The following is a 19,882-nucleotide window of genomic DNA, read 5'->3' as shown; positions in this document are numbered from 1 at the left end:
TCGGTCGGACACACGAACGTCGAGTGCAGGGCGCGTCAATGGACCTGGAAACGTTTCGCGAGTTGCTGAGCCCCACGGGGCAGCGATTACTGCGCCAGGCCGTTTCACTCCAACCGACGGAAACCACGTTTCTTACGTGCGCAGCAACGCTCCGAAAGCACCACGCACCGGCCCTCGCCCAGGCCGCACTCGAAACCGCCCTGCTGCGAACTAAAGCCCGCGAGAAGTTCGCTGATGCGGCCCTCATGTACTTCACCCGCGAGGCGCTGGAGCAGTCCACGAGTGAAATCGTGGGCCGGCACCGGGCGCGGCGGTTCGCGGAGTTCGGGAACGTCGCGGACCTGTGCTGCGGGATCGGTGCCGATGCGATCGCCTTGGCGCGTGCCGGGTTGACGGTGGCTGCTGTCGATCTTGACCCATTACGGGTTGCCATGTGCGGGGCCAACGCCGCCGCGCTCGGAGTGACCGACCGCGTGCGCGGTATCGCGGGCGACGCGCTTGCGGCTCCGCTTCCGGACGCCAGGGCCGCGTTCGCGGACCCGGATCGCCGGGCGAACGGTCGGCGGTTTCTCGATCCCGAAGACTACTCTCCTTCCCTGGGCGCACTTCGCGGACGGTTCGGAGCGGACTTCCCGCTCGGGGTGAAAATCGCACCGGGGGTCGCCAAATCCGATATCCCGTCCGCCGCAGAGGCCGAGTTCGTGTCGCTGCGCGGTGAGCTAAAGGAGTGCATATTGTGGTTCGGGCCGCTGCGCCAGGCGGTCCGCCGCGCGACCGTCCTCCCCTCCGGCGAGACGCTAACGGGTGAAGGCGAAGCGTCACCACCGCCGCCGCTCGCGGAACGGGTGGGTGAAGTACTGTACGACCCCGATCCGGCGGTCACGCGCGCCGGGTTAGTTCCTCAACTTGCGGAACGCCTGAGCGCCGAAGCGACCGACTTCGAGGTACAACTTCTCACCGGCGGGGCGCACGCCCCTACGGCCTTTGCGACCGCATACCGAGTTGAGCACGCGGCCCCGTTCCACCCGAACCATCTGCGCGACTACCTGCGCGAGCGGCAGATCGGGCGGGTCACGGTCATCAACCGCGGCTCGCCCGCGGACCCGGCCGAGGTGGTGAAGAAGTTGAAGCTCAAAGGCCCGGGACACCGAGGGGTGTTGCTCACGCGCGTGAGGGGGGCGCACACTGCGGTCGTGTGTGAACGGCTCGGTTGAGATTGACGTAACCGACCCGCCCGGCCATACCCCCGATAAACCGGCCTGGAACCCGCGGGGGTGTGCGATGGTTCGTATAGGAGTCTTGATGAGCGCACTGACGTTCGCGACTGTGGTGCTCGCTAACCCGCCGGCGCCCGCGCCGGCCAACGACCTCGACAAGGTGCAGGGCTACTGGAAGCCGCTCCAGTGCGAGACCGAAGGTAAGGCCATGATGCCCACGGAGATCATGAAGCAGGTGACCGCGGTGTTCGATAAGAGCGAGTATTTCCTGTACTTCAAGGACTCGAAACTGGACAAAGATGGGAAGCCGATCATCTTCCGCCTGGCGCTAGCAAACATCACCCTCGACGCAGCTACCGCACCAAAGGCGATCACATTCGAGTTCGCCGACGGGCCGCAAAAGGGCAAGAAGTGCCACGGCATCTACGAGTTGGCCGGGAACCAGTTGAAAATGTGCTACGGCCCGGTCGATAAGCCCAAACCGACCAAGTTCGAATCGCCCGCCGGCAGCAACTACTTCCTCGAAACCTGGGCACGCCAGGCGAAGTGATCACGCACCAGAGCGGGGCTCGCGCGCCGAGGAACGCACTGCCCGTAGGTGAAAGGTCTCTCGGGGCGCGTGCCCCCGCTCGCCGGCCGCGTACAATTCACCTGCCCGAACCCGCCGCGCTACGGGCGTGTCACGGGTATCATGATTACCCTCGAAGCAACACAGGCTGCCCCAGCCCTCATGGACGCTCACACGCTCGATCTCCTCGGCTTCGAGAAGGTTCGCGAACTGCTCGCCGGATACGCCGCATCCACCCTCGGTCGCGACCTCGCGCGCCAGACCGAGCCGTCGCTCGACCCCGGCACGATCCGCAAGGAAATCCAACTCACGACGGAAATGGTCGAGGCGCTCGGGCTGAACCAGGCGCCGCCATTTGCGGGCCTGCACGACGTCCGACTGGTCGCGCGCCGGGCTCAAATCGGCACCATGCTCACCGCCGAGCAGCTCATTGAGGTGGCCGAAGCACTCAACTGCACCGGGGCCATGTACCGCTACCGGATGCGTCTTGCGGAACACCTCTCGGGAATCATCGACCACCTCTCCGGGATCGAAGACCTCGGCACCGTCGGTAAGTCCATTGGGGGGTGCATCGACGGGCGCGGGCACGTCCTCGATATGGCCAGTCGCGACCTGGCCGCGGTGCGCCAGAAGCTCTTCGATCTTGATGAGAAGGTGAAGGCCGAGATCCGGCGCCTGTTGCGTGACCCCGAGTTACGCAAAATCCTGAGCTATCCGAACGCGACCGTCCACGGGGACCACTACGTGTTACCGGTGTCGGTGAACCACCGGCACAAGGTCAATGGTGTGGTCCACCGCGTCAGCGGGACCGGCGAGACGGTCTTCATCGAGCCCGCCAGCATCGCCAACCTGAGCGCCGAGCGGGTGCAACTGAAGGCCGACGAGGACCGCGAGGTGAAGCGGGTGCTGCGGCGGCTCAGCAGCGAGGTCGGGAAGGTCTCGAAGCCGCTGATCTACTCGCTGGAAGTGATCGCGAAGCTGGACCTCATCACCGCAAGGGCTCGTTACGCTCGCGACTTCAACATGTGGCCGCCGGACGTGAACACAGAAGGAAAGCTGTGGCTCCGGCAAGCCCGTCATCCGCTGCTCGAAGCGATGTTCCGCAACGACCCGGTCGCTGAAGCACCGCCGCCCGGCTCCGGCAGCTCCGCACCGAGTTCCAAGCTCAAAACGCGCTCGGTAGTTCCGATCGATATCCGGCTCGGGATCGGGTTTAACCTGCTGGTGATTACCGGACCCAACACCGGCGGCAAAACGGTAACGCTGAAAACGACCGGGCTCTTGTGTCTCATGGCGCAGTGCGGGATGCACATTCCCGCGGGCGAAGGGAGCTTAGTCCCCGTCTTCCGCCACATTCTCGCGGACATCGGCGACGAGCAAAGTCTGGAACAGTCCCTCAGCACGTTCTCGTCACACATCACGCGCATCAGCTCCATCTTCCAGGTCGCAGACGAACACAGCCTCATCCTGCTGGACGAATTGGGCGCGGGTACGGACCCGACCGAAGGCGCGGCCCTCGGGCGCGCGATCCTCGATCAGCTCGATTCGGTGCGGGGCCGCGCCATCGTGACGACGCACCTCGGTGACCTGAAGACCTACGCGTTCAACAACGACCGGGCCGAGAACGGGGCCGTCGAGTTCGACATCGAGACGATGCGCCCGACCTACCGGCTGCACATCGGCCAGTTCGGGATGAGCAACGCGCTCAAGATCGCCCGGCGACTCAAACTGCCGAAGGACCTGCTGCGCAAGGCGCACAAGTACCTCAAGAAGCGCAAGGGGAAGAGCGGCGAACTGGCCCGACTTCAAGAGCTGCGTCTGGAAGCCGAGCAGGCGAAGGTCGACGCACTAGCGGCCCGGCACGAGGCCGACCGCGAAAAGGAGCAACTGGCTCGCGAGCGTGCGGCGCTCGATAACCAGGCCGCCGAGCGAGCGGCTCTCAACGAGCTTCGTGCGACGCTGAAAACGGGAACCGTGGTGACCGTGCAGCGGTTCGGCTCGACCGGAAAGGTCGTGAAGGTGGACGCCAAGAAGCAGACAGTCACCGTGAGCGTTGGCATCGGGCAGTGGGAAGTCCCTTTTGAAGAGATCTTCCCCGCGTAGCGTTTGCCACGCGGGCCGCCGTGTGCAAGCCCGCGTGACAAAACACTTACCATGTAGCGTCTTCTGGCTGATTCGCCGGCTCTTGCTGGGCGGGAACGGAGCCGAGCATCTCCGGCTTCACCTTTTCCAGATAGCTCACCAGTACGCCCAGCATCGCCCCTTCCACGGCCACAACAGGCAAGTGGGCGAGCAACACGAGCTGAGCCAACCGCTCCCACTCGTACTTTCCGCCCAGAAGCAGCGCCACGAAATTCAGCAGGACTGCGGCCGCAACGGCACCGCCCCCGAGCAGCACGCCGCGAGCGAACGCCGGCACGCCCAGCCGGCGCAGCACCGGGTACAGCAACCCCGCCGCGAGTGCGGGCACGCCCACGATGCACGTGTTCAGCCCCAACGTGGACCAACCGCCGTGCTGGAGTAACGCAAACTGCAATCCCAGTCCGATCGATACCGCCAGCGGAGCGCGGCGCCCCAGCACCACACCCACCAGACCGTTTAAGATCAGGTGAACGCTCGTTGGCAGCACAGCGAGCTTGATGTGAACGCTCGACGCCACGAAGAACGCGGCCGTCAGCACCCCGATGCGCGGGACCTCGTCCTCGCGCACCCGGTACAGCGCGACCGCTAGCAGCAGCGCCATCCCGGCGAACCCGGACGCCAACCACACGTCGGAAAGCGCCCCATCGCCCAAGTGAACCGCGAACAGTGCTGTGTGCATGCGTGCGTTTCTGGAGCGCGGACCTCTGGTCCGCAAATGCGATCGTGTTCAGTCCGCGTGACCGAACCGCCGAGCGCACTTGGCACTCGAACGGTCCGTGGACCCAAACCCCGGGCGCGTTACTTCCCACCCACCACCGCGACGCGGGCCGGCGACTTCTCCACGTCGTCCAGTTCGATACGCAGGTCGTCGGTGCGCTTCGAGCGGTCGATCAAGATTGTCACTGTCTGGACGCCGGTCTTGAGGTCGAGCACCGTCTCCGGCTTCGGTTCGACCGGGACGTTGCCGACGTAGGCCGTCAATCCGGCTATCGCGTTGAACTTGAGCTTCGCCGCGCCCGCGGTTGTCACGTCCAACTGGAACCGGACCACGCTCTGCGGCGCGGTGTCGGCCCACACGGTGAACTTCGGCAGCTCCGCGAGCGGTAAATCGCCCGACGTTTTCGAGTACCCCTGCGACCACGTGAACGGCGCGTCCGGCTCGGCCGCGGCGCTCACGCGGGCGCGACGGAACGCGTTCAGGTTCGTCGGGCTCGGGTCGATCACCTGCCACCGGCGCACCAGCCGCGCCTTGCTCGGGGCGTAGCTCCCGCCCACCTTTCCGAGTTCCGACAGGTACTTCACGAGGTCCGCGAAGTCCTGCTTCGTGAGCGGGTCCGTCAGCCCTTCGGGCATGAGCGACTTCGTGGACTTGCTCTGTTCGGCGATGTCCTTCACCGGGACCGTGATTTCCTTATCCTCCGCGGTGCGAAGGACGAGGAGCCCGTTCGCCTCGCGGATCTTGATCCCCTGAAGCACCTTGTCCTCGACGGTGACAACGCGAGTCACGTCGAACCCTTCCTTGATCGCCTTGTGCGGCAGCAGGAGCGAGTCCACGAGGTAGTCGGGCTGCGCGCTGGCGCCGATCGACGTGAGGTCCGGGCCGACCTGCCCGCCGGCGCCACCGTAAGCGTGGCACGCGACGCACTGAAGCTCCTTGCGCCGGAACACCACTTCCCCCCGTGCCGCGTCACCGGTCTTGAGCGCATCGGCGGTAAGCGCCTTCACCTCGGCATCGGTGGGCGGCTTGCGCGGTGCATCGAGCCCGCCCGCCTTCGTGAGCGCCGCAACGAGGTCGTCCGCGGGCTGACCGTTCGCGCGAACGGCCTTCAGCCCGATCTTCGCCACATCGGGAGCGAACTTCTTCCCCGTGAGCGCCTTCGCCAGGGTGGCCGCTCCTCCCTTTCGGTTGACGAACGCCGCGAACAGATCGGTCAACTCCTCGTCGGGCTTGGCGTCCGCCAGAAACTCCGTGGCCTTCATTGCAGCACTGCTCGCATCTAAACCGGTAAGTGCAGCGATCGCGAGCCGGCGAATCTCTGGCGCATGCTCTTTGTTGCAAAGGCTGGTAATAAACGTTTTCGCGCGTGCGTCACCGAACGAGATGAGCCCTTCAAGGCCGGCCGCGCGAAGTTCTGCGGTGATCGTGATCGCTGCTTTGGTCGCGCTCGCGACGCCCTGCAAATCTTCGCGGAGTTCCTCCAATTTCCATAGCCCGGCCAACTGAAGGGCCGGTTGCGCAGCGGGCGTGTTGAGCCGGCCCAGGATGAAAGGACGCAGCGCGCCCGCGGCGTTCTTGGCAGGACCGACCTTCCGCTGCCGAACAGCGTCCTCAACCGCACGCATGAGCGCGAACCGATCGCCGTCGGATAGGGGATCGCCTACGTCCGCGAACTGCACAACACGCCTCAACTCTTCTGGCCCGCCGATCTGCGCGAGCAGCAAGTAAAGCCCACGGACGTTCTCCTTCGGCACCTTTCCGCCGTCGATCAGCGCGAGAACGGGCTTCACAGTGTCCTTGTTACCGATCGCGTTGAGCGCGAACGCAAGCTTCTTCGCATCGCCGCCGAACGTGAGCCGGCCCGCCTGGAACTCCGGCAGCCAGTACGGTTCAAGTTCGCGCACCGTCAGCCAGAGAGCGTAGTCAAGGGTGCGGTCCATCGGCTTATCGAGCGCCCCGAGGGCGGCCTCGACACCCCACGCCGACTGCATTTGAGCGGCCGCACGTACCGCCTCAAGTCGCACGCGTGGGCTCGCGTGCTGACAGCCATCGGTTATCCCGCTGCGGGTACTCCCTTGCGCCCAAGCCAGAGTGAAAGACTGTCCGAACCGACGAATCCCGGTCGCCACGATGTCGCTGTCTTTAGAAGCGAGCGGCAGCGAACGCAGTAGCCGAAGCGTACTCGCGTCTTGACCGGGCGGCCGATGGAATTCACCCAAAGCATCGCCCAGCCACATGATTTCGAGGAATTGGTGCTGGTTCGCAAGTTGGGGAAGATCGACCCCACGCAGGTACTTGTCTACCTCCGGCAGCACCTTCTCCGCGCCGCGCTCCTTGAGGACGCGCTTCGCCTGCTGGCGGGTCCACTGCTCCGGCGCCTTCAGTTGCTCCAGCAACTCGGGAACGGTGGCGTCTACGAGCTTGGGCGGCTTTACGAGGTCGCGACCCTTCGCGGTGACGCGCCAGATGCGGCCGTGCGTCTTGTCGCGGCGCGGGTCGCGGAAGTCCACCTCGCCGTGCTGGATGATCGGGTTGTACCAGTCCGCGATGTACAGCGCGCCGTCCGGCCCCATCTTCACGTCGATCGGACGAAACGCCGGGTGGTTGCTCTTGATGACTTCCGTCATTTCGCGGCTGGCGAATGTGCTGCCGTCGTCCTGCAACTTGAACCGGCAGACGCGGTGGCCGCGAAAGTCGTTCGTGATGAGGTCGCCCTGCCAGTCGTCCGGAAAGTGCCTCCCGCTGATGATTTCGAGCCCGCAATACTTGGGTGAACCGGGGTTCAGCCCGTGCAACAGCCGCTGTGCGTGCGGCCCCTGTGACGTGAGGTAATACCCGCCGGGGACGACGTGGTTGATGCCCTCACCCCCGGCCCCGTCGGTCGCGAACGACTGGCCGTACTTGTCGAACGCGTGGCCCCACGTGTTCACCCACCCGCGGGCGAACACGTCGAGTTCGGTTTTGTCCGGGTTGAACCGCCAGATCCCGCCCGCGTTGAGCCGCTTCACCCCTGTAGGGGTTTCGACGTGCGAGTGAATGTAGATCGACTGGTTGAAGTACAGCCGGCAGTCCGGCCCCCACCGGAACGTGTGGATGATGTGGTGCGTGTCCTCGGTTCCGAACCCGCTGAGCAGCACGCGCTTCGTGTCCGCTTTACCGCCCGGCTTGCTCGCACTCAGGTGAACGAGTTCGGTGCTGTTGGCGACGTATACGCCGCCGTCACCGGGTTCGAGTCCTGTCGGGATGAGCAGTCCGTCGGCGAACACGGTGGTCTTATCCGCCCGGCCGGTGCCCTTGGTGTCTTCGAGCACGATGATCTTGTCGTTGGCCTTCTCGCCCGGCTTGATCTGCGGGTAGTGCTCGCTACTGGCGACCCAGAGCCGGCCCTGCGGGTCGAAGTTCATCTGGATGGGCTTGGCGAGCAGAGGGTCGGCCGCCCAGAGCGTCACCTCGAACCCCGGCGCGACGATGAACGTCTTGCGCTCCAGTTCGGGGTCCGGGTCGGGCACCGTGGCGTTGGTCTGCGCGAGCGCGACCGACGGCACAAGCGCGAGTAGCAGGCTGAGCGTGTATGTGCGCATGGTGGGAGGAGTTTGGTGTGCGGGTCGGGAGCGGGCGCACCGGGCGTTTCGCCCGGGCGGTTGGGGCGGGTTCGTTACTTCAGTTCCTTGCGGAGCCGGGCGATTTCGTCCTCGGCCTTCTGGATAAAGGGATCGAACTCGGCCATCTCCTTCGCGTTCTTCCCCTGTTCGTGCTTGCGGAACCCGAACAGGTAGGTCTCGTTCTGCGGGCGCCACTTGTTGAAGAACTGCTCGTTCTTCGCGATGATCGCGTGGCGAAGCGGTTCGAGCTCTTCCTGGCGTTCGCTGGTAGAGCCGACCACAGAATACCCCAGGCTCGCAATGAACGCTGAGGCGGTCATTCGGTACCCGTCCTGGGTCAAATGCATGCCGTTCGTCGTGAGTGGTGGGTGCTGGCTTCGGAGCTTCTGATCGTCTTTGAGAAATGTTTCTTGGGTAAAAAAGACGATCTTCACAAATCCATTCAAGTCGGCGAGATGGTGCCCGTGCTTTAGCGCCACGGCTTGGATGCTTTTGCCGTACAGTTCAATCATCTCGTTGCGCTTCTGCGGATTCGGCGCGCCCGATTGCGTTTCCAGAGCGTTAACCGGAATCGGCGTGAACAGGACGATTCGCGCGTTGGCGGGTTTGAGCGAGTCGAGGAGCTTTTCCAGCCCCTTCTCGAACTTCGGCAGCCCCTCTTTACCTTCAAACGCTTCGTTCGAGCCGTAGCTCACGAAGATCACGGTCGGCTTCAGCGCCAGCGTTTGGTCAACGATTTGTTTGAAACACGCGTCGGGGTTGTTGAAGTCGAACCGCCCGCGGGACTCACCGTGGACCGTGTCGCCGCTCCAGCCGAGGTTGCGGACGGTGATGTTCTTGTCGGCGTTCGCGGCAACGAGCGCCGCTTCCCAGTAGCCGTACCGCTGTTCGCGCTCGACGAGCGTGCCGCCGAGCCACACGATTCGGTCGCCGTCTTTTAACTTGAGCGCCTTTGCCGGCTGGGCGGCGGGTGCGGTGCCGAGAAGCACCGCGAACGCGGCGGAGAGGAGCATGAGGGGTTCCTCGCAGGTGGGATGTCACGTTAGCGTACACGAACCGGTCGCGGTTGACACGCCCGGCGGGTTGTGTATTAGTGTCGCCCTTACTTCCTTCAGCAGTGGGCACTGATGCGCAACGGGTTGCGGTGGGTACTGGGGTGCGTCGTCGCGGCTCTCGTACTGGGAGCGCCGGTGGCGTTGTACCGCGCACAGTACATCCAAGCCAAGCGGTTTCGCGAGGTCGAACCCGGCCGGCTCTACCGCTCGGGGCAGATGACCGCCGCGGGGTTCCGGGAGGCCGTCGACCGGTACGGCATCAAAACGGTCGTCAACCTCCAGCACGAGGAACCGGACCCGCTGCTACCCGATCACTGGCTCGGGAAGGGCCAGGTGCGCGAGAGCGAGCTGTGCGCGCAACTCGGTGTACGGTACCGGCTGCTCACGCCGGACATTCTGCCGCCGGGGAACCAACTCGACTGGGAGCCGCCCGCGGTGAAGCAGTGGCGCGACCTGCTGGACGACGAGAGCAACTACCCCGTGCTGCTGCACTGCAAGGCCGGGCTGCACCGCACCGGCCGGCTCACCGCGATCTACCGCATGGAGTACCGCGGGTGGTCGCCGGGCGAGGCCCTGCGCGAGCTGCGCGCGAACGGGTACGGGTACGTGGCGGCCAGCGAGGGGGACGAGTTCGTGATCCAGTTCGTGCAGAACTACAAGCCTCGCTCGAAGGCCGAACGGCTCGCCTCCGGCGGCGCCGCCGGGGTGGCAGAAGGGGCCGTCGGGGGGCCGCGCCCGTGATGACCGCCATCGACCGGATGTTCCTCTGGACCTTCTTCCGGTCCTACATCATCGTGCTGATCAGCCTGGTCGGGCTGTTCATCGTGATCGACCTGTTCACCCACCTGGACGCCTTCGTCAACAAGCCGGGCGGGTTCGTCGCGTCGGCGCGGCACATTACCTACTACTACGGCAACCGCGTCCCCGAGTATTTCGACCTGTTCGGCAACTTCGTCACGCTGATCGCCGGCGCGTTCACCGTTGCCTGGATGCAGCGCAACAACGAACTGCTGCCGCTGCTCTCCGCGGGTGTGCCCACGCGGCGGGCGATCCGGCCGGTGTTCCTCGGGGCCGCGGTCACGCTGGCGCTGGGGCCGCTGAACCAGGAGTTCCTGATCCCCGAAGTGGCGGACGCACTGACCAGCCAGCGCGACGACCCCGACCAGGCGAAGGCCCAGTCCCTGATGGGCGCCTACGACAGCAGCGGCATCCACTTCGAGGGCCTGGCCGGGTTCCGCAAGGACAAGCTCGTCAAGAAGATGTGCGTGACGTTCCCGGAGCACTCGCGCAGCGGGATGGTGCATTTGACCGCGCAGGAGGCGGTGTTCCGGCCCAAACAGGGCGACGACCCGCTGACCGGCGGGTGGCTGCTGACCGACGCCACGCCCGACACGTTCACGGGCGAGATCCCGCTGAACCTCACCGTTCTGGGCACCGGGCGGTTCTTCGTAAAAGTGCAAGACGCGGACTACGACGCCGTGTGCCGCGGCGGGGCGTGGTACATTTACGCCGCCACCAGCGACCTGCAAACGATGCTGGTCGATCCCGAGCCGCGGCGCCGGGGGAAGCTCGCGGTGCTGTTCCACACGCGCGTCACCCGCCCCCTCGTCGGCATGGTGATGGTCGTGTTCGGGCTGGCGGTGATCCTGGGGAACCCGAACCGCCACGTCATCATTAGCTCGGGTTTGTGTCTGATCGTATCCGCGGCAACCTTCTTGTTCGTGATCGCGTGTAAGTACCTCGGGGACCAGGACGTGCTGCCGCCGCCGCTGGCGGCGTGGCTCCCGGTGATCCTGTTCGGCCCCCCGGCGCTGGTCGCGTTCGATGCCGTTCACACCTGACCGCGGACGTGTCGGCCCGCGATGAGGGCGAAAGCAACCGTGCCGACGCTCCCACCGCGGACCCGCCAAACAAGTCTCCGCTCCTTCCTTTCGTGTTTGTCGCGCCGGCGCCCGCGGGCTTCGTGCTAGGCGCGAGGCGGCGCCGCCTCGCGCGCTTCCGCTGGGTAACGGCGCTAACACGTCGCGCCCGAAAAGTTGACGCGCGTGGAATGGAAATAAGCGGCGTTTCATTTGATATCCCGCAATTTTGGTTCTAATTTCCGCCTTTTCCCGGCTCCGCTCGGCTTCGGAACGCAAATCGCTTTTCCCGACGCTCACCCCCCTGAACAGACGCGCCCGCCGCTCACGCGTCGGAGCGTCACCGGCGGACACGTGTCCGCCGGCGCACTCGTTCCGTTGACGGAGACTCGGCCCGTGAAGTTTGTGACTCGCCCCGCCCGCCCGAACCGGTTCGCCCCGAAGCTCGAACAGCTCCAGCAGCGCGACGTTCCGGCCCTCCTGGTCCCCTCCTCGCTCAGCGGTTTCGTGTACGTCGATGCCGACTGCGACGGCCGCTTCGACGCGGGCGAACAGCCGATCGCGGACGTGACCGTCACCCTGAGCGGCACGGAAGCCGAAACCGGCCTCGCGGTCAACGCGACCACAAAGACCGGTTCCGACGGCAAGTACACGTTCGCGGACCTCAACCCCGGCACGTACACCGTCCGCGAGACCCAGCCGAGCGGGTACGCCGATGGCGCGGACACCCAGGGCACGCCGGGCACCGGCATCACCACGAACGACGCGTTCAACAACATCGTTTTGAACTCCGGCGTCGACGGCACCGACAACAACTTCGGGGAGAAACTCGCCGCGCCGCCCGCGACCGGTTCGCTGTCCGGCACGGTGTACTGCGACGCCAACAAGAACGGCCGGTTGGACTCGGGCGAAGGCGGGATCTCCGGCGTGAAGGTCACCTTGAGCGGCCCGGCGGGCACCCGGACCGCGGTGACCGACGCGAGCGGCCGGTACGGGTTCGGCGACCTGATCGCGGGCACGTACACGGTCACCGAGGCGCAACCCGCCGGCTACGGCCAGGGCCAGAACACCCCCGGTACGCCCGCCAACGGGTCCGTGACCGGCGACGTGATCGGCGGCATCGCGGTCACCGGCACGGCCCTCACCGGGTACAACTTCGGCGAAATCAAGGTGCCCTCGTGCGACGACCACGGCGGCAACGATTGCGATTCCGGCCATGACAAAGACAAATGGTGCGATCACGGCAAAGGACCCAAGGACGACAAGGACTGCGACGACAAGAAGTTCGTGATTTGCGGTGTCGGGACGATCAAGTGGGAGGTGAAGTGGGACGTGTGCCCGACCCCCACGAAGCCCGTCACGCCGACCTGCCCGACCCCGGTGAAGAACCGCGACAAGTTCCTGTGTGACGACAAGTTCACGCTCCCCTGCCCGACGCCGGTGAAGCCGGCCCCGGTACCGGTCGCGTGCCCCGCGCCGTCCAAGCCGGTGACGTGCCCGACCCCGCCGACCAAGCCGACCACCCCGCCGGTGGTGTGCCCGACCCCGGTGAAAGTCACCCCCATTTTCTCCGCCTGCCAGCCGACCTTCGGTATCAAACCGATCCGCTGCTGAGCCCCTTGGGCCGGTCTCATACATGAACCCATCTGCGATGTTGCTTTTCTTGACGAGCCGCGACCGCCAGGGAGCGGGGTACGTGGCACCGCTCCCTGGCGGTCGCGGCTCGTCAAGAATGTGGCCGTAGTACCGGGTACGTGTATCAGAGCCGAAGTCACCGCCGGACCGCGCACGGGGCGCCCACCCGTCGCGCGGCCGACGGCCGTAACAGCCGCCGGCCCTGCTGTTCGCCAAAACCGTCGGCCGGGTGGCCGGCGCATGAGTTGTTGCACCGCATTTTTCCCGCGCCGTACTTCCAAAAGTCCGAAACGCTTGTTGGGAAGGGGGCGGAACCCGCGCATTGCTCCGCCGAGCGAATTCGTGTGAGTCGGTTGATCGCGGCTTAAGTTTCATGTTGGCAATGGTTTGCGGACTTATATCGGCTTGGAACGGTGGCCGGTGCCCTCTACTCTGATGACTTCGTTCGCGGCTTCCAGTGCGGGATTCGTGGGTAGCGGCGGACCAGCGAATCGCCAGTCCGTGACCAGTTCCGGTACCAGCGGGCGTCTCGTCGCCGACCTACTGATGCCCCGCCGGTACAGACCCCGCCTTCGCACCGCGAGCAAGAAACGGCCGAGTCGCCCGGCTGATTTCTGGCCCTGCGTACCGTTTCCGCTTCTTGCGGTGCGTGTTCACTGGCACGTGCATCCGCGCCCGCCGTTATGGCAGAACCGTCAGCGTTGCAAAGGTCACGTCCAAACGTGACGCGGCAGCGGAGCCGCGGACGAGGAGACGCGGCGGACGGTCGAAGCGAGCCGCACACTAAACTGATGGCACCGCGCTCGCGCCGCCACTCGGTCGGATTCGTGCTGCGGGTGCGCCTGTGATCTTGTGTTGTTGACGAGCCGCGACCGCCAGGGAGCGGGAGACGTAACGCTCCCTGGCGGTCGCGGCTCGTCAAGAATGCGGCCGTAGTACCGGGTGCGTGTATGAGTGGGCCTACTCATGCCGCGAGCCTCGTCGCTACCGGTTATGCCGGCCGTCCGGGACCGCCGGCGCGATCCGCGGGCGTGAAACGTTGCGGTTCAATAGACCGATGGTACGCGCCCGCGGCGCGGCCCGCCGACCCGACTCCGGTGCCGCTCATGAAACCCAACACGCACTGCGGCTTTTGCGGGGCCGCGTTCGCCCCCAACCAACCCTGGCCGCGGACCTGCGCCGGCTGCGCCCGCACCTCTTACCGGAACCCGGTCCCGGTCGCGGTGTGCCTGCTGCCGATCGACGACGGCCTCTTGTGCGTCCGCCGGACGATCCCGCCGGGGGTGGGCCGGCTCGCGCTGCCCGGCGGGTACATCGACTTTGCGGAGACGTGGCAGCAAGCCGCCGCCCGCGAGTTGTTCGAGGAAACCGGCTTGCGGGTCGATCCGACCGAGATCGAGCACGTCCGCACGCTCAGCTCCGATCGTGTCGACGGGGTGCTGCTCGTGTTCGGCCGCGCCCGCCCCCGACCGGCAGGCGCGCTGAAGGGCTTCACGCCGACGCCCGAAACTTCCGAACTGGTCGTAATCCGTGAGGCCACGGACCTGGCGTTCCCGCTCCACACTCAGGTGGTGGCCGAGTTCTTCACCCGCTGAGAGCGGTTCGGCTGTGCTACGGTTGAGTGAACCGAACACGCACCCGATACGGCACCGCTCTCATGGCAACTGCTCCGCCCGCCGAACCGCAACCGGCCGCCCCGCCCGCCCCGCCCGCCGAGGCGCAAACGGATACCGCGCCCCCGGTTGCCCCGACCCCACCGGAGCAGCCCCCGACAGCGACGCTGACCACACTTCAGTGGCTCCTGGTCGCGCTCCCGCTCGGGCCGCTCCTGCTCCTGTTTCTGGTTTTAGATGCGTTCTACCCGGCCCGCACCGCCCTCTTGTGGGTAGACCCGCTCGGCCAGAAGTTGCTGGCCGCGGAGTTCGCGCTACTGCTGTTCGGCGTACTCGTCTGTGTCGGCGGGTTCGCCGTCTCGAACCGGTTCGTCCCCGGGCCGCTGGGACTCGTCGCACGCGGTGCGATCGTGGCGCTGTGGTGCGTGGGGTTCTGTGTCCCCGCCGGGTTCGTGCTCGTACTCGGACCGACCGCCGTCGAGATCCAGCGGAACGCGGTCCTGGTCCGGCATTGAACTTCGTGTGATCGGCTCAACGCGGGATGCACCGGCGCTCGATGGGAGGTAAAGTAATCCCCACCCCACGAGGCCGGAGCATGGGCAAAAAGAAGAAACCCGTTGAGACTTCGTCCCTGTTCGATGAAGACCAGCCGAAGCCGCCCGCACCAGAACTGGCCCCCCAACCTGTGGCCGAAGAGTTGCCCCCGCTCCCGCCCGGCGTGCCGGGACTCCCCGCCGACCTCGACCCGTCCTGGCACAAGGCCCTCGATCCCGAAACGCGGAAGCCGTACTGGGCCGATCTCGTTCGGTTCATCGTCGAAGAGCGCAAAACGCAGACCGTGTTTCCCCCGGCACCGGACGTGTTCAACGCGTTCCGGTTCACCCCGCTCGACAAGGTGAAGGTTCTGATCCTCGGACAGGATCCGTACCACGGCCCGGGGCAGGCGCACGGACTGTGCTTCTCGGTCCGGCCCGGGATCGCGACACCGCCGTCGCTCCGCAACATCTACAAGGAACTCGAAAGCGACCTCGGCATCCCGCCGGTCAAGCACGGCTACCTGGCCGAGTGGGCGCGGCGCGGCGTTCTGATGCTCAACGCCTGCATGACCGTGCGGAAGGGACAGGCCAACTCGCACAAGGACAAGGGGTGGGAGAAGTTCACCGACGCCGCGATTTCGGCCGTGAGCGCCCAGCCCCGCCGGGTGGTGTTCGTGCTGTGGGGCTCGTACGCGCAGAAGAAGATCCCGCTCATCGACCAGAAGAAGCACGTGGTGGTGAAGTCGGCGCACCCCTCGCCGTTCTCGGAGCACCTGTTCTTCGGGACCAAGCCGTTTTCGAAGGTCAATGAGGTGCTCGAGGCCGCGGGTGAGGAACCGATCGACTGGCGACTGCCGGAAAAGGCAGAGGAGTAAGAGTGTAGGAGTGTTCACCGCAGAGGGCACGAGAGGGCGCCGAGAGAAGAAGTGTTCACCGCAGAGGGCACGAGAGGGCGCAGAGAGAAGACCAGAGAAGTGAGATTTTGAGCCCGGCTCTCCCGGATTTTGGTTTTCTCTGCGCCCTCTCGTGCCCTCTGCGGTGAACACTTCTTCTCTCGGTGCCCTCTCGTGCCCTCTGCGGTGAACACTCCTTCTCTCGGTGCCCTCTCGTGCCCTCTGCGGTGAACACTCCTACTCCTCACTCCGCGACCAGCGGGAACCGCACGCGGAAGGTGGTGCCCCGGAGCGGGGCCGATTCGATCTCCAGCTCCCCGCCGTGGTGCTCCAGGACCATGGCCACGAACGACAGCCCGAGCCCCATGCCGGCGCTGTACCCCTCGTACAGCGCGTTGTCGCGCTTGGTGCTGAAGTGCGTCTTCAGGCAGTTGCGGCGCACCTCGTCCGTCATCCCGATGCCGTTGTCGCGCACTTCGAGAACCACGTGGTCCCCGTCCCGGCGCGCGGTCAGGTGGACCTCGCCCTTCCAGCCGGCGGCCGCCATGAGTTTCTGCCGCCGGGCCGCCGGGTCCGTCTCGCGCTTGGCCTCGTCGCGGAGGTAGTTCCGCATCTCGAACGTGGCGTCGCGGGCGTTGAACACCAGGTTCTCCACCGCCTGCTGGAGGTGCGAGAGGTCGCCGGTCACGAGCGCGGAGCCGGGCGCCACGTCGGCCGTCACCGCGAGCTTCCACTTGTCGCGGCCCGTCTCGGCCCAGGTGCGCTGCGTGTCGCGGAACAGGGCGAGCGCGTCCACCCGGGTCACCTCCGCGTTGGCCGGGTCGCGCCGCACCGTGCGCAGGATCTGCTGCAACCGCTCCGTCACCGTGCCCAGGGTGGATTTCACCTCGTCGAGCATCTCGTGCTGCGGCCCGTCGGCCGCTTCCATGCACCGCGCGATCAGGTCGTTCGGCCGCACCAGCAGGTTCTTGATGTTGTGCGCGTAGCTGCCCGCCATGATGCCGATGCTGGCGTAGAGCTGCGACTTCATCTCCAGCGCCTCGCGCTCGGCCTCGGCGGCGCGGGTCTTGTGCTGCGCGGCGTTCAGCTCCTGTTCGAGCAGCTTGCGGCCCAGCTCCTCGCTCGCCCGCTCGAGCTCCTGCTGGCGGACGCGGACCTCCAGCAGGTTGCGCTCGATCAGCTCGCGCTCCACCTGCGCCGCGAGCAGCTCGCGCTCCCGGTGCTCGGCCTCGGCGGCCGCGCGCCACTTTTCGAGCTCCCGGGCCTGCTCGCGCCGGACCGCGCGCACCACCAGGAACACCGCCAGCAGGGTGGTCGGCACGATCACCCCGGCCGCGATCGTCTGCCAGTGCCGGAACTCGTCCTGCTGCTGCTGCATCCGGTTGAACGAGTGCAACTGGTACACGCACCGCACCGTCGCGCGGGCGCCGGGGCGGTCCAGCGGCGGCTCCACCTCGAGGGTGCGCAGTTGCGCCTTCGCGGACCCGCCGGGCCGCGGCTTCGGGGAGGTCCACCCGAGCGTCTCCGCCGGCGCCCCGTCGGCGTCGCGGACCCCCGCGAACTCGACCTCCAGCGCGTACACGTTGGGGAACAGCGGGAGCTGAGCGGTGTACATGCGGGTCGGCTCGACCATCGCTTCGAGGTGCTGCCGGATCTCGGCCCGCTTGTCGTGGGCGCGGTCGGCCCGGTTGGGCACGTCCGGGGCGTGGAGCAGGTCGACGTACTCCTTGACGAGTTCCGCGAGCGTCTTGCGGAACACGCGGGTGTTGTCGACCCACTCGCGCACGTCGGCGCGGTCGGAGTCCTCGTTCCAGTTGGCGCGGGTCACCAGCAGCCACGCCAGGAGCCCGACCAGGACCGCCCACAGGACCGCGAGCGGGGCCAGCCGGCCGGTGTAGCGCCAGGGAGAGAACCGCGGCGCGTCGACCGGCTCGGGGGCCGGGGGGATCGCGTCCGTACTCATTCGCCGCCCCCCAAATCGCTCGGCCGCACGGTCTGCACCACGGCCCGCTTGCGGATGCGGTCCCAGCCCTTCCCGCGCCTGCGGGTCCACACCTCCAGTTCCGCGTCGGGGTACGCCACGACCCCCTCGACGCGCGGCGTCGGGCGGAGCACCACGATGTGCTCCCCGGACCCGCTGATCCGGTTCCCGGACGGGTCGAAGAACGCCGGCGAGAACCCGCGCAGCCGCTCTGCGAGCTGGTCGGCGCCGTCCACGATGCGGCCGGCGCCGTCCGGGTACGCCCCGGCCGCGAACACGCGAATGAGGACCGAGAACAGCCGGATGTCCTCGGTGGTGTGCTTCCCCACTCCCGGGCGCGGCGGCGGGGTGAGTTCGTAGCCCGCGGGCGGGGCCGGGCCGCCGGGCTCGTCGAAGTCGAGCGGGTCGGTGTGCGTGAACAGCACCAGCGGGATCGGCAGCGCCCGCACCGGCCACGCGAACTCCCCGTCCCGGAACAGCGCGTTCACCGGGATGCCGTCCCCGGTGACGGCCACCAGCCGGCGGGCCACGCCCGGGTTGCCCTGCGCCAGCGCGCTCAGCACCCGCCGGGCCGGGGCGGTGACCGTCGGCAGCACCAGCACCGAGCGCTCGCCCCGCTTGGGGAACCCGGGGTGGGCGAGGATGTCGTCGACGATGCGCGCCTCGTACGGGTTGGGGCGCGCGAACCGCCCGGTGCTGAACGGCACGAAGCTCGCCTCGACGCTCAGCCGCACCCGCCGCGAGGCCGCGCCGCGCTCCGCGATGGCCTCGCGGAACTGCTGGGCCAGGTCGAGCGAGTACGGGTCGTCCTTCCAGGCGACCGCGAACGCCTGCATCCGCTGCGGTCCGGCGGCCCGGTCCGCGAGCCACGGGAACGCCCACGTGTCGCCGGCCGCCGCCGCGAGCGCCCGCAACTCGGGCCACACCGCCGGCCCCGGGCGCAGGGTCGGGTCGGCGAACACGAAGTCCGTGATCGCGCCGGCCATCTGCTTGTTCGTGAAGCAGAACCGGAACGACCGGTCGTACAGGTCGATGAGCTTGGGCGGCTGGTAGTCGACCGCGTAGTTGTCTTCGTCCGGGTACACCGCGTCCGCGGTCGCGGTGGCGAGCAGGAGGAGCGGCTTCTGCCCGGGCCAGGGGGCGCCGTTCAGGGCCTCGGCGAGTTCGCGCGCGCGGTCGCTCGACCACCCGCCAATAACCGCGACCGGCGCCGGCGCCCGCGCGGCCAGCGCCTGCGCCCACGTCGTGTAGGAGGCGTCGTTGGTGATCTTGTACCAGCGGACGTGGACCTTGCCCGCGAACCCGTCGCGGGAGAGCACGATCTCGGGGACCGCGGTGGTGCGGGTCGGGAACGCCTGCCGGTCGTCCACCTTCAGCCCGGTCGGCAGCGTGCTCATCTCCGCACGCTTCATGCCCCAAACGAAGTTCTCCCACGTGTCGGTGGACGTGGGGACGTGGAGCCAGGCGATTTCGAGATCCCCGTCGGGCACCGGGCGCGGTTCCGCGGCCGTCGCCCCGAACCACCCGGACCGCCCCAGCGCCCAGGCACCGACCGCCCCGAGCACCAGCGCGCCCGCGACCAGCGGCCACCGTCGCATCGTACACCCTCCTGGCTACGTTCCTCGAGCGCCGCTCCGCCCGAACTCCTTGCGCGTGCGCGGGTTCCTACGGCGCGCCGCGGGTCCAAACCCGCGGCGCCGGAGCCGAACACCGGCCGGATTCACGCAATGCACTGAACTTATCCTACGCAGGGTACCGCCTTACGCCCCCCGATCCAACGCCAACCGCCGCCCGGCCGGGGCGGTGCCATTCGTCCCGCAACTCGGGTGTCGCCGGAGCAGTGAGGCTGTGACCTCCACGCTCGCCCTTAAAATGCCGACGGAACGCGATCCGAATCCCTTGTCGCTTCAATATTTGATGAATGTGATGCTGTTAAGGCGATTAATTGAGATGTTGTCGGGTGCGTTAATGCGATCTGGTTGCAATTGGTTGAAGGATTATTGAGGAAGTGCGACGCGGCAAACTACTTTCATTCGTCCGTTTGCAAATGATCCGCAACCGCG

General features: G+C 66.7%; 14 protein-coding genes. 9 read left to right on the top strand and 5 right to left on the bottom strand.

Going from position 1 to position 19,882, the window contains the following annotated elements; genetic code table 11:
- Positions 1-38 precede the first annotated feature (38 nt).
- The 3 genes from GobsT_RS30045 (at position 39) to GobsT_RS30035 (ending at position 3,888) form a co-directional block, all read left to right on the top strand.
- Positions 39-1,214: a class I SAM-dependent methyltransferase gene (locus GobsT_RS30045; protein ID WP_010049140.1), complete on the top strand. Its 1,176-nt coding sequence runs from the start codon at positions 39-41 to the stop codon at positions 1,212-1,214.
- A gap of 88 nt (positions 1,215-1,302) precedes the next feature.
- Positions 1,303-1,767, top strand: coding sequence for a TIGR03067 domain-containing protein (locus GobsT_RS30040; protein ID WP_010049137.1), 465 nt, complete (start codon positions 1,303-1,305; stop codon positions 1,765-1,767).
- A gap of 180 nt (positions 1,768-1,947) precedes the next feature.
- On the top strand, positions 1,948-3,888 hold the full coding sequence (locus GobsT_RS30035) for an endonuclease MutS2 (RefSeq protein ID WP_010049134.1): 1,941 nt from the start codon (positions 1,948-1,950) through the stop codon (positions 3,886-3,888).
- Positions 3,889-3,934: 46 nt separating this feature from the next.
- On the opposite strand, the gene GobsT_RS30030 is transcribed toward GobsT_RS30035, so the two are convergent.
- From GobsT_RS30030 to GobsT_RS30020, 3 genes are all read right to left on the bottom strand, one after another.
- On the bottom strand, positions 3,935-4,606 hold the full coding sequence (locus GobsT_RS30030) for a CbiM family transporter (RefSeq protein WP_010049132.1): 672 nt from the start codon (positions 4,604-4,606) through the stop codon (positions 3,935-3,937).
- A gap of 119 nt (positions 4,607-4,725) precedes the next feature.
- The gene (locus GobsT_RS30025) at positions 4,726-8,226 is read right to left on the bottom strand and encodes a PVC-type heme-binding CxxCH protein (RefSeq protein WP_109570771.1); all 3,501 of its coding nucleotides are present in this window, start codon (positions 8,224-8,226) and stop codon (positions 4,726-4,728) included.
- A gap of 74 nt (positions 8,227-8,300) precedes the next feature.
- Positions 8,301-9,260 carry an SGNH/GDSL hydrolase family protein gene (locus tag GobsT_RS30020; RefSeq protein WP_010050378.1) on the bottom strand — a complete coding sequence of 320 codons (960 nt, stop codon included), beginning with the start codon at positions 9,258-9,260 and terminating at the stop codon, positions 8,301-8,303.
- Between the two features lie 114 nt (positions 9,261-9,374).
- On the opposite strand from GobsT_RS30020, the gene GobsT_RS30015 reads away from it, so the two are divergent.
- The 6 genes from GobsT_RS30015 to ung all read left to right on the top strand — a co-directional run bounded on the left by GobsT_RS30015 (position 9,375) and on the right by ung (position 15,820).
- Positions 9,375-10,043 carry a fused DSP-PTPase phosphatase/NAD kinase-like protein gene (locus GobsT_RS30015; protein WP_010050375.1) on the top strand — a complete coding sequence of 223 codons (669 nt, stop codon included), beginning with the start codon at positions 9,375-9,377 and terminating at the stop codon, positions 10,041-10,043.
- Positions 10,043-11,143, top strand: coding sequence for an LptF/LptG family permease (locus tag GobsT_RS30010; RefSeq protein WP_010050369.1), 1,101 nt, complete (start codon positions 10,043-10,045; stop codon positions 11,141-11,143). The genes GobsT_RS30015 and GobsT_RS30010 overlap by 1 nt, the downstream gene beginning before the upstream one ends.
- Positions 11,144-11,557: 414 nt before the next feature.
- On the top strand, positions 11,558-12,775 hold the full coding sequence (locus GobsT_RS30005) for an SdrD B-like domain-containing protein (protein ID WP_029601300.1): 1,218 nt from the start codon (positions 11,558-11,560) through the stop codon (positions 12,773-12,775).
- 1,127 nt (positions 12,776-13,902) lie between these two features.
- Positions 13,903-14,391, top strand: a complete 489-nt coding sequence (locus GobsT_RS30000; protein ID WP_033200293.1) for an NUDIX domain-containing protein — start codon at positions 13,903-13,905, stop codon at positions 14,389-14,391.
- 62 nt (positions 14,392-14,453) lie between these two features.
- Complete coding sequence (locus GobsT_RS39050; protein WP_010052898.1) at positions 14,454-14,924, top strand: hypothetical protein; 471 nt, start codon at positions 14,454-14,456, stop codon at positions 14,922-14,924.
- Positions 14,925-15,004: 80 nt separating this feature from the next.
- The gene (gene ung / locus GobsT_RS29990; protein WP_109570772.1) at positions 15,005-15,820 is read left to right on the top strand and encodes a uracil-DNA glycosylase; all 816 of its coding nucleotides are present in this window, start codon (positions 15,005-15,007) and stop codon (positions 15,818-15,820) included.
- Positions 15,821-16,082: 262 nt separating this feature from the next.
- Here the strand turns inward: ung and GobsT_RS29985 are convergent, their stop codons facing one another.
- The gene (locus GobsT_RS29985; protein WP_010041477.1) at positions 16,083-17,801 is read right to left on the bottom strand and encodes a sensor histidine kinase; all 1,719 of its coding nucleotides are present in this window, start codon (positions 17,799-17,801) and stop codon (positions 16,083-16,085) included.
- Positions 17,798-19,417 carry a hypothetical protein gene (locus GobsT_RS29980; RefSeq protein ID WP_109570773.1) on the bottom strand — a complete coding sequence of 540 codons (1,620 nt, stop codon included), beginning with the start codon at positions 19,415-19,417 and terminating at the stop codon, positions 17,798-17,800. Before GobsT_RS29980 ends, GobsT_RS29985 begins: the two co-directional genes overlap by 4 nt.
- Positions 19,418-19,882 lie beyond the last annotated feature (465 nt).

It is taken from the genome of Gemmata obscuriglobus, from assembly GCF_008065095.1.
Lineage (GTDB): Bacteria > Planctomycetota > Planctomycetia > Gemmatales > Gemmataceae > Gemmata > Gemmata obscuriglobus.
This window is presented reverse-complemented; position numbering and strand designations above follow the sequence as displayed.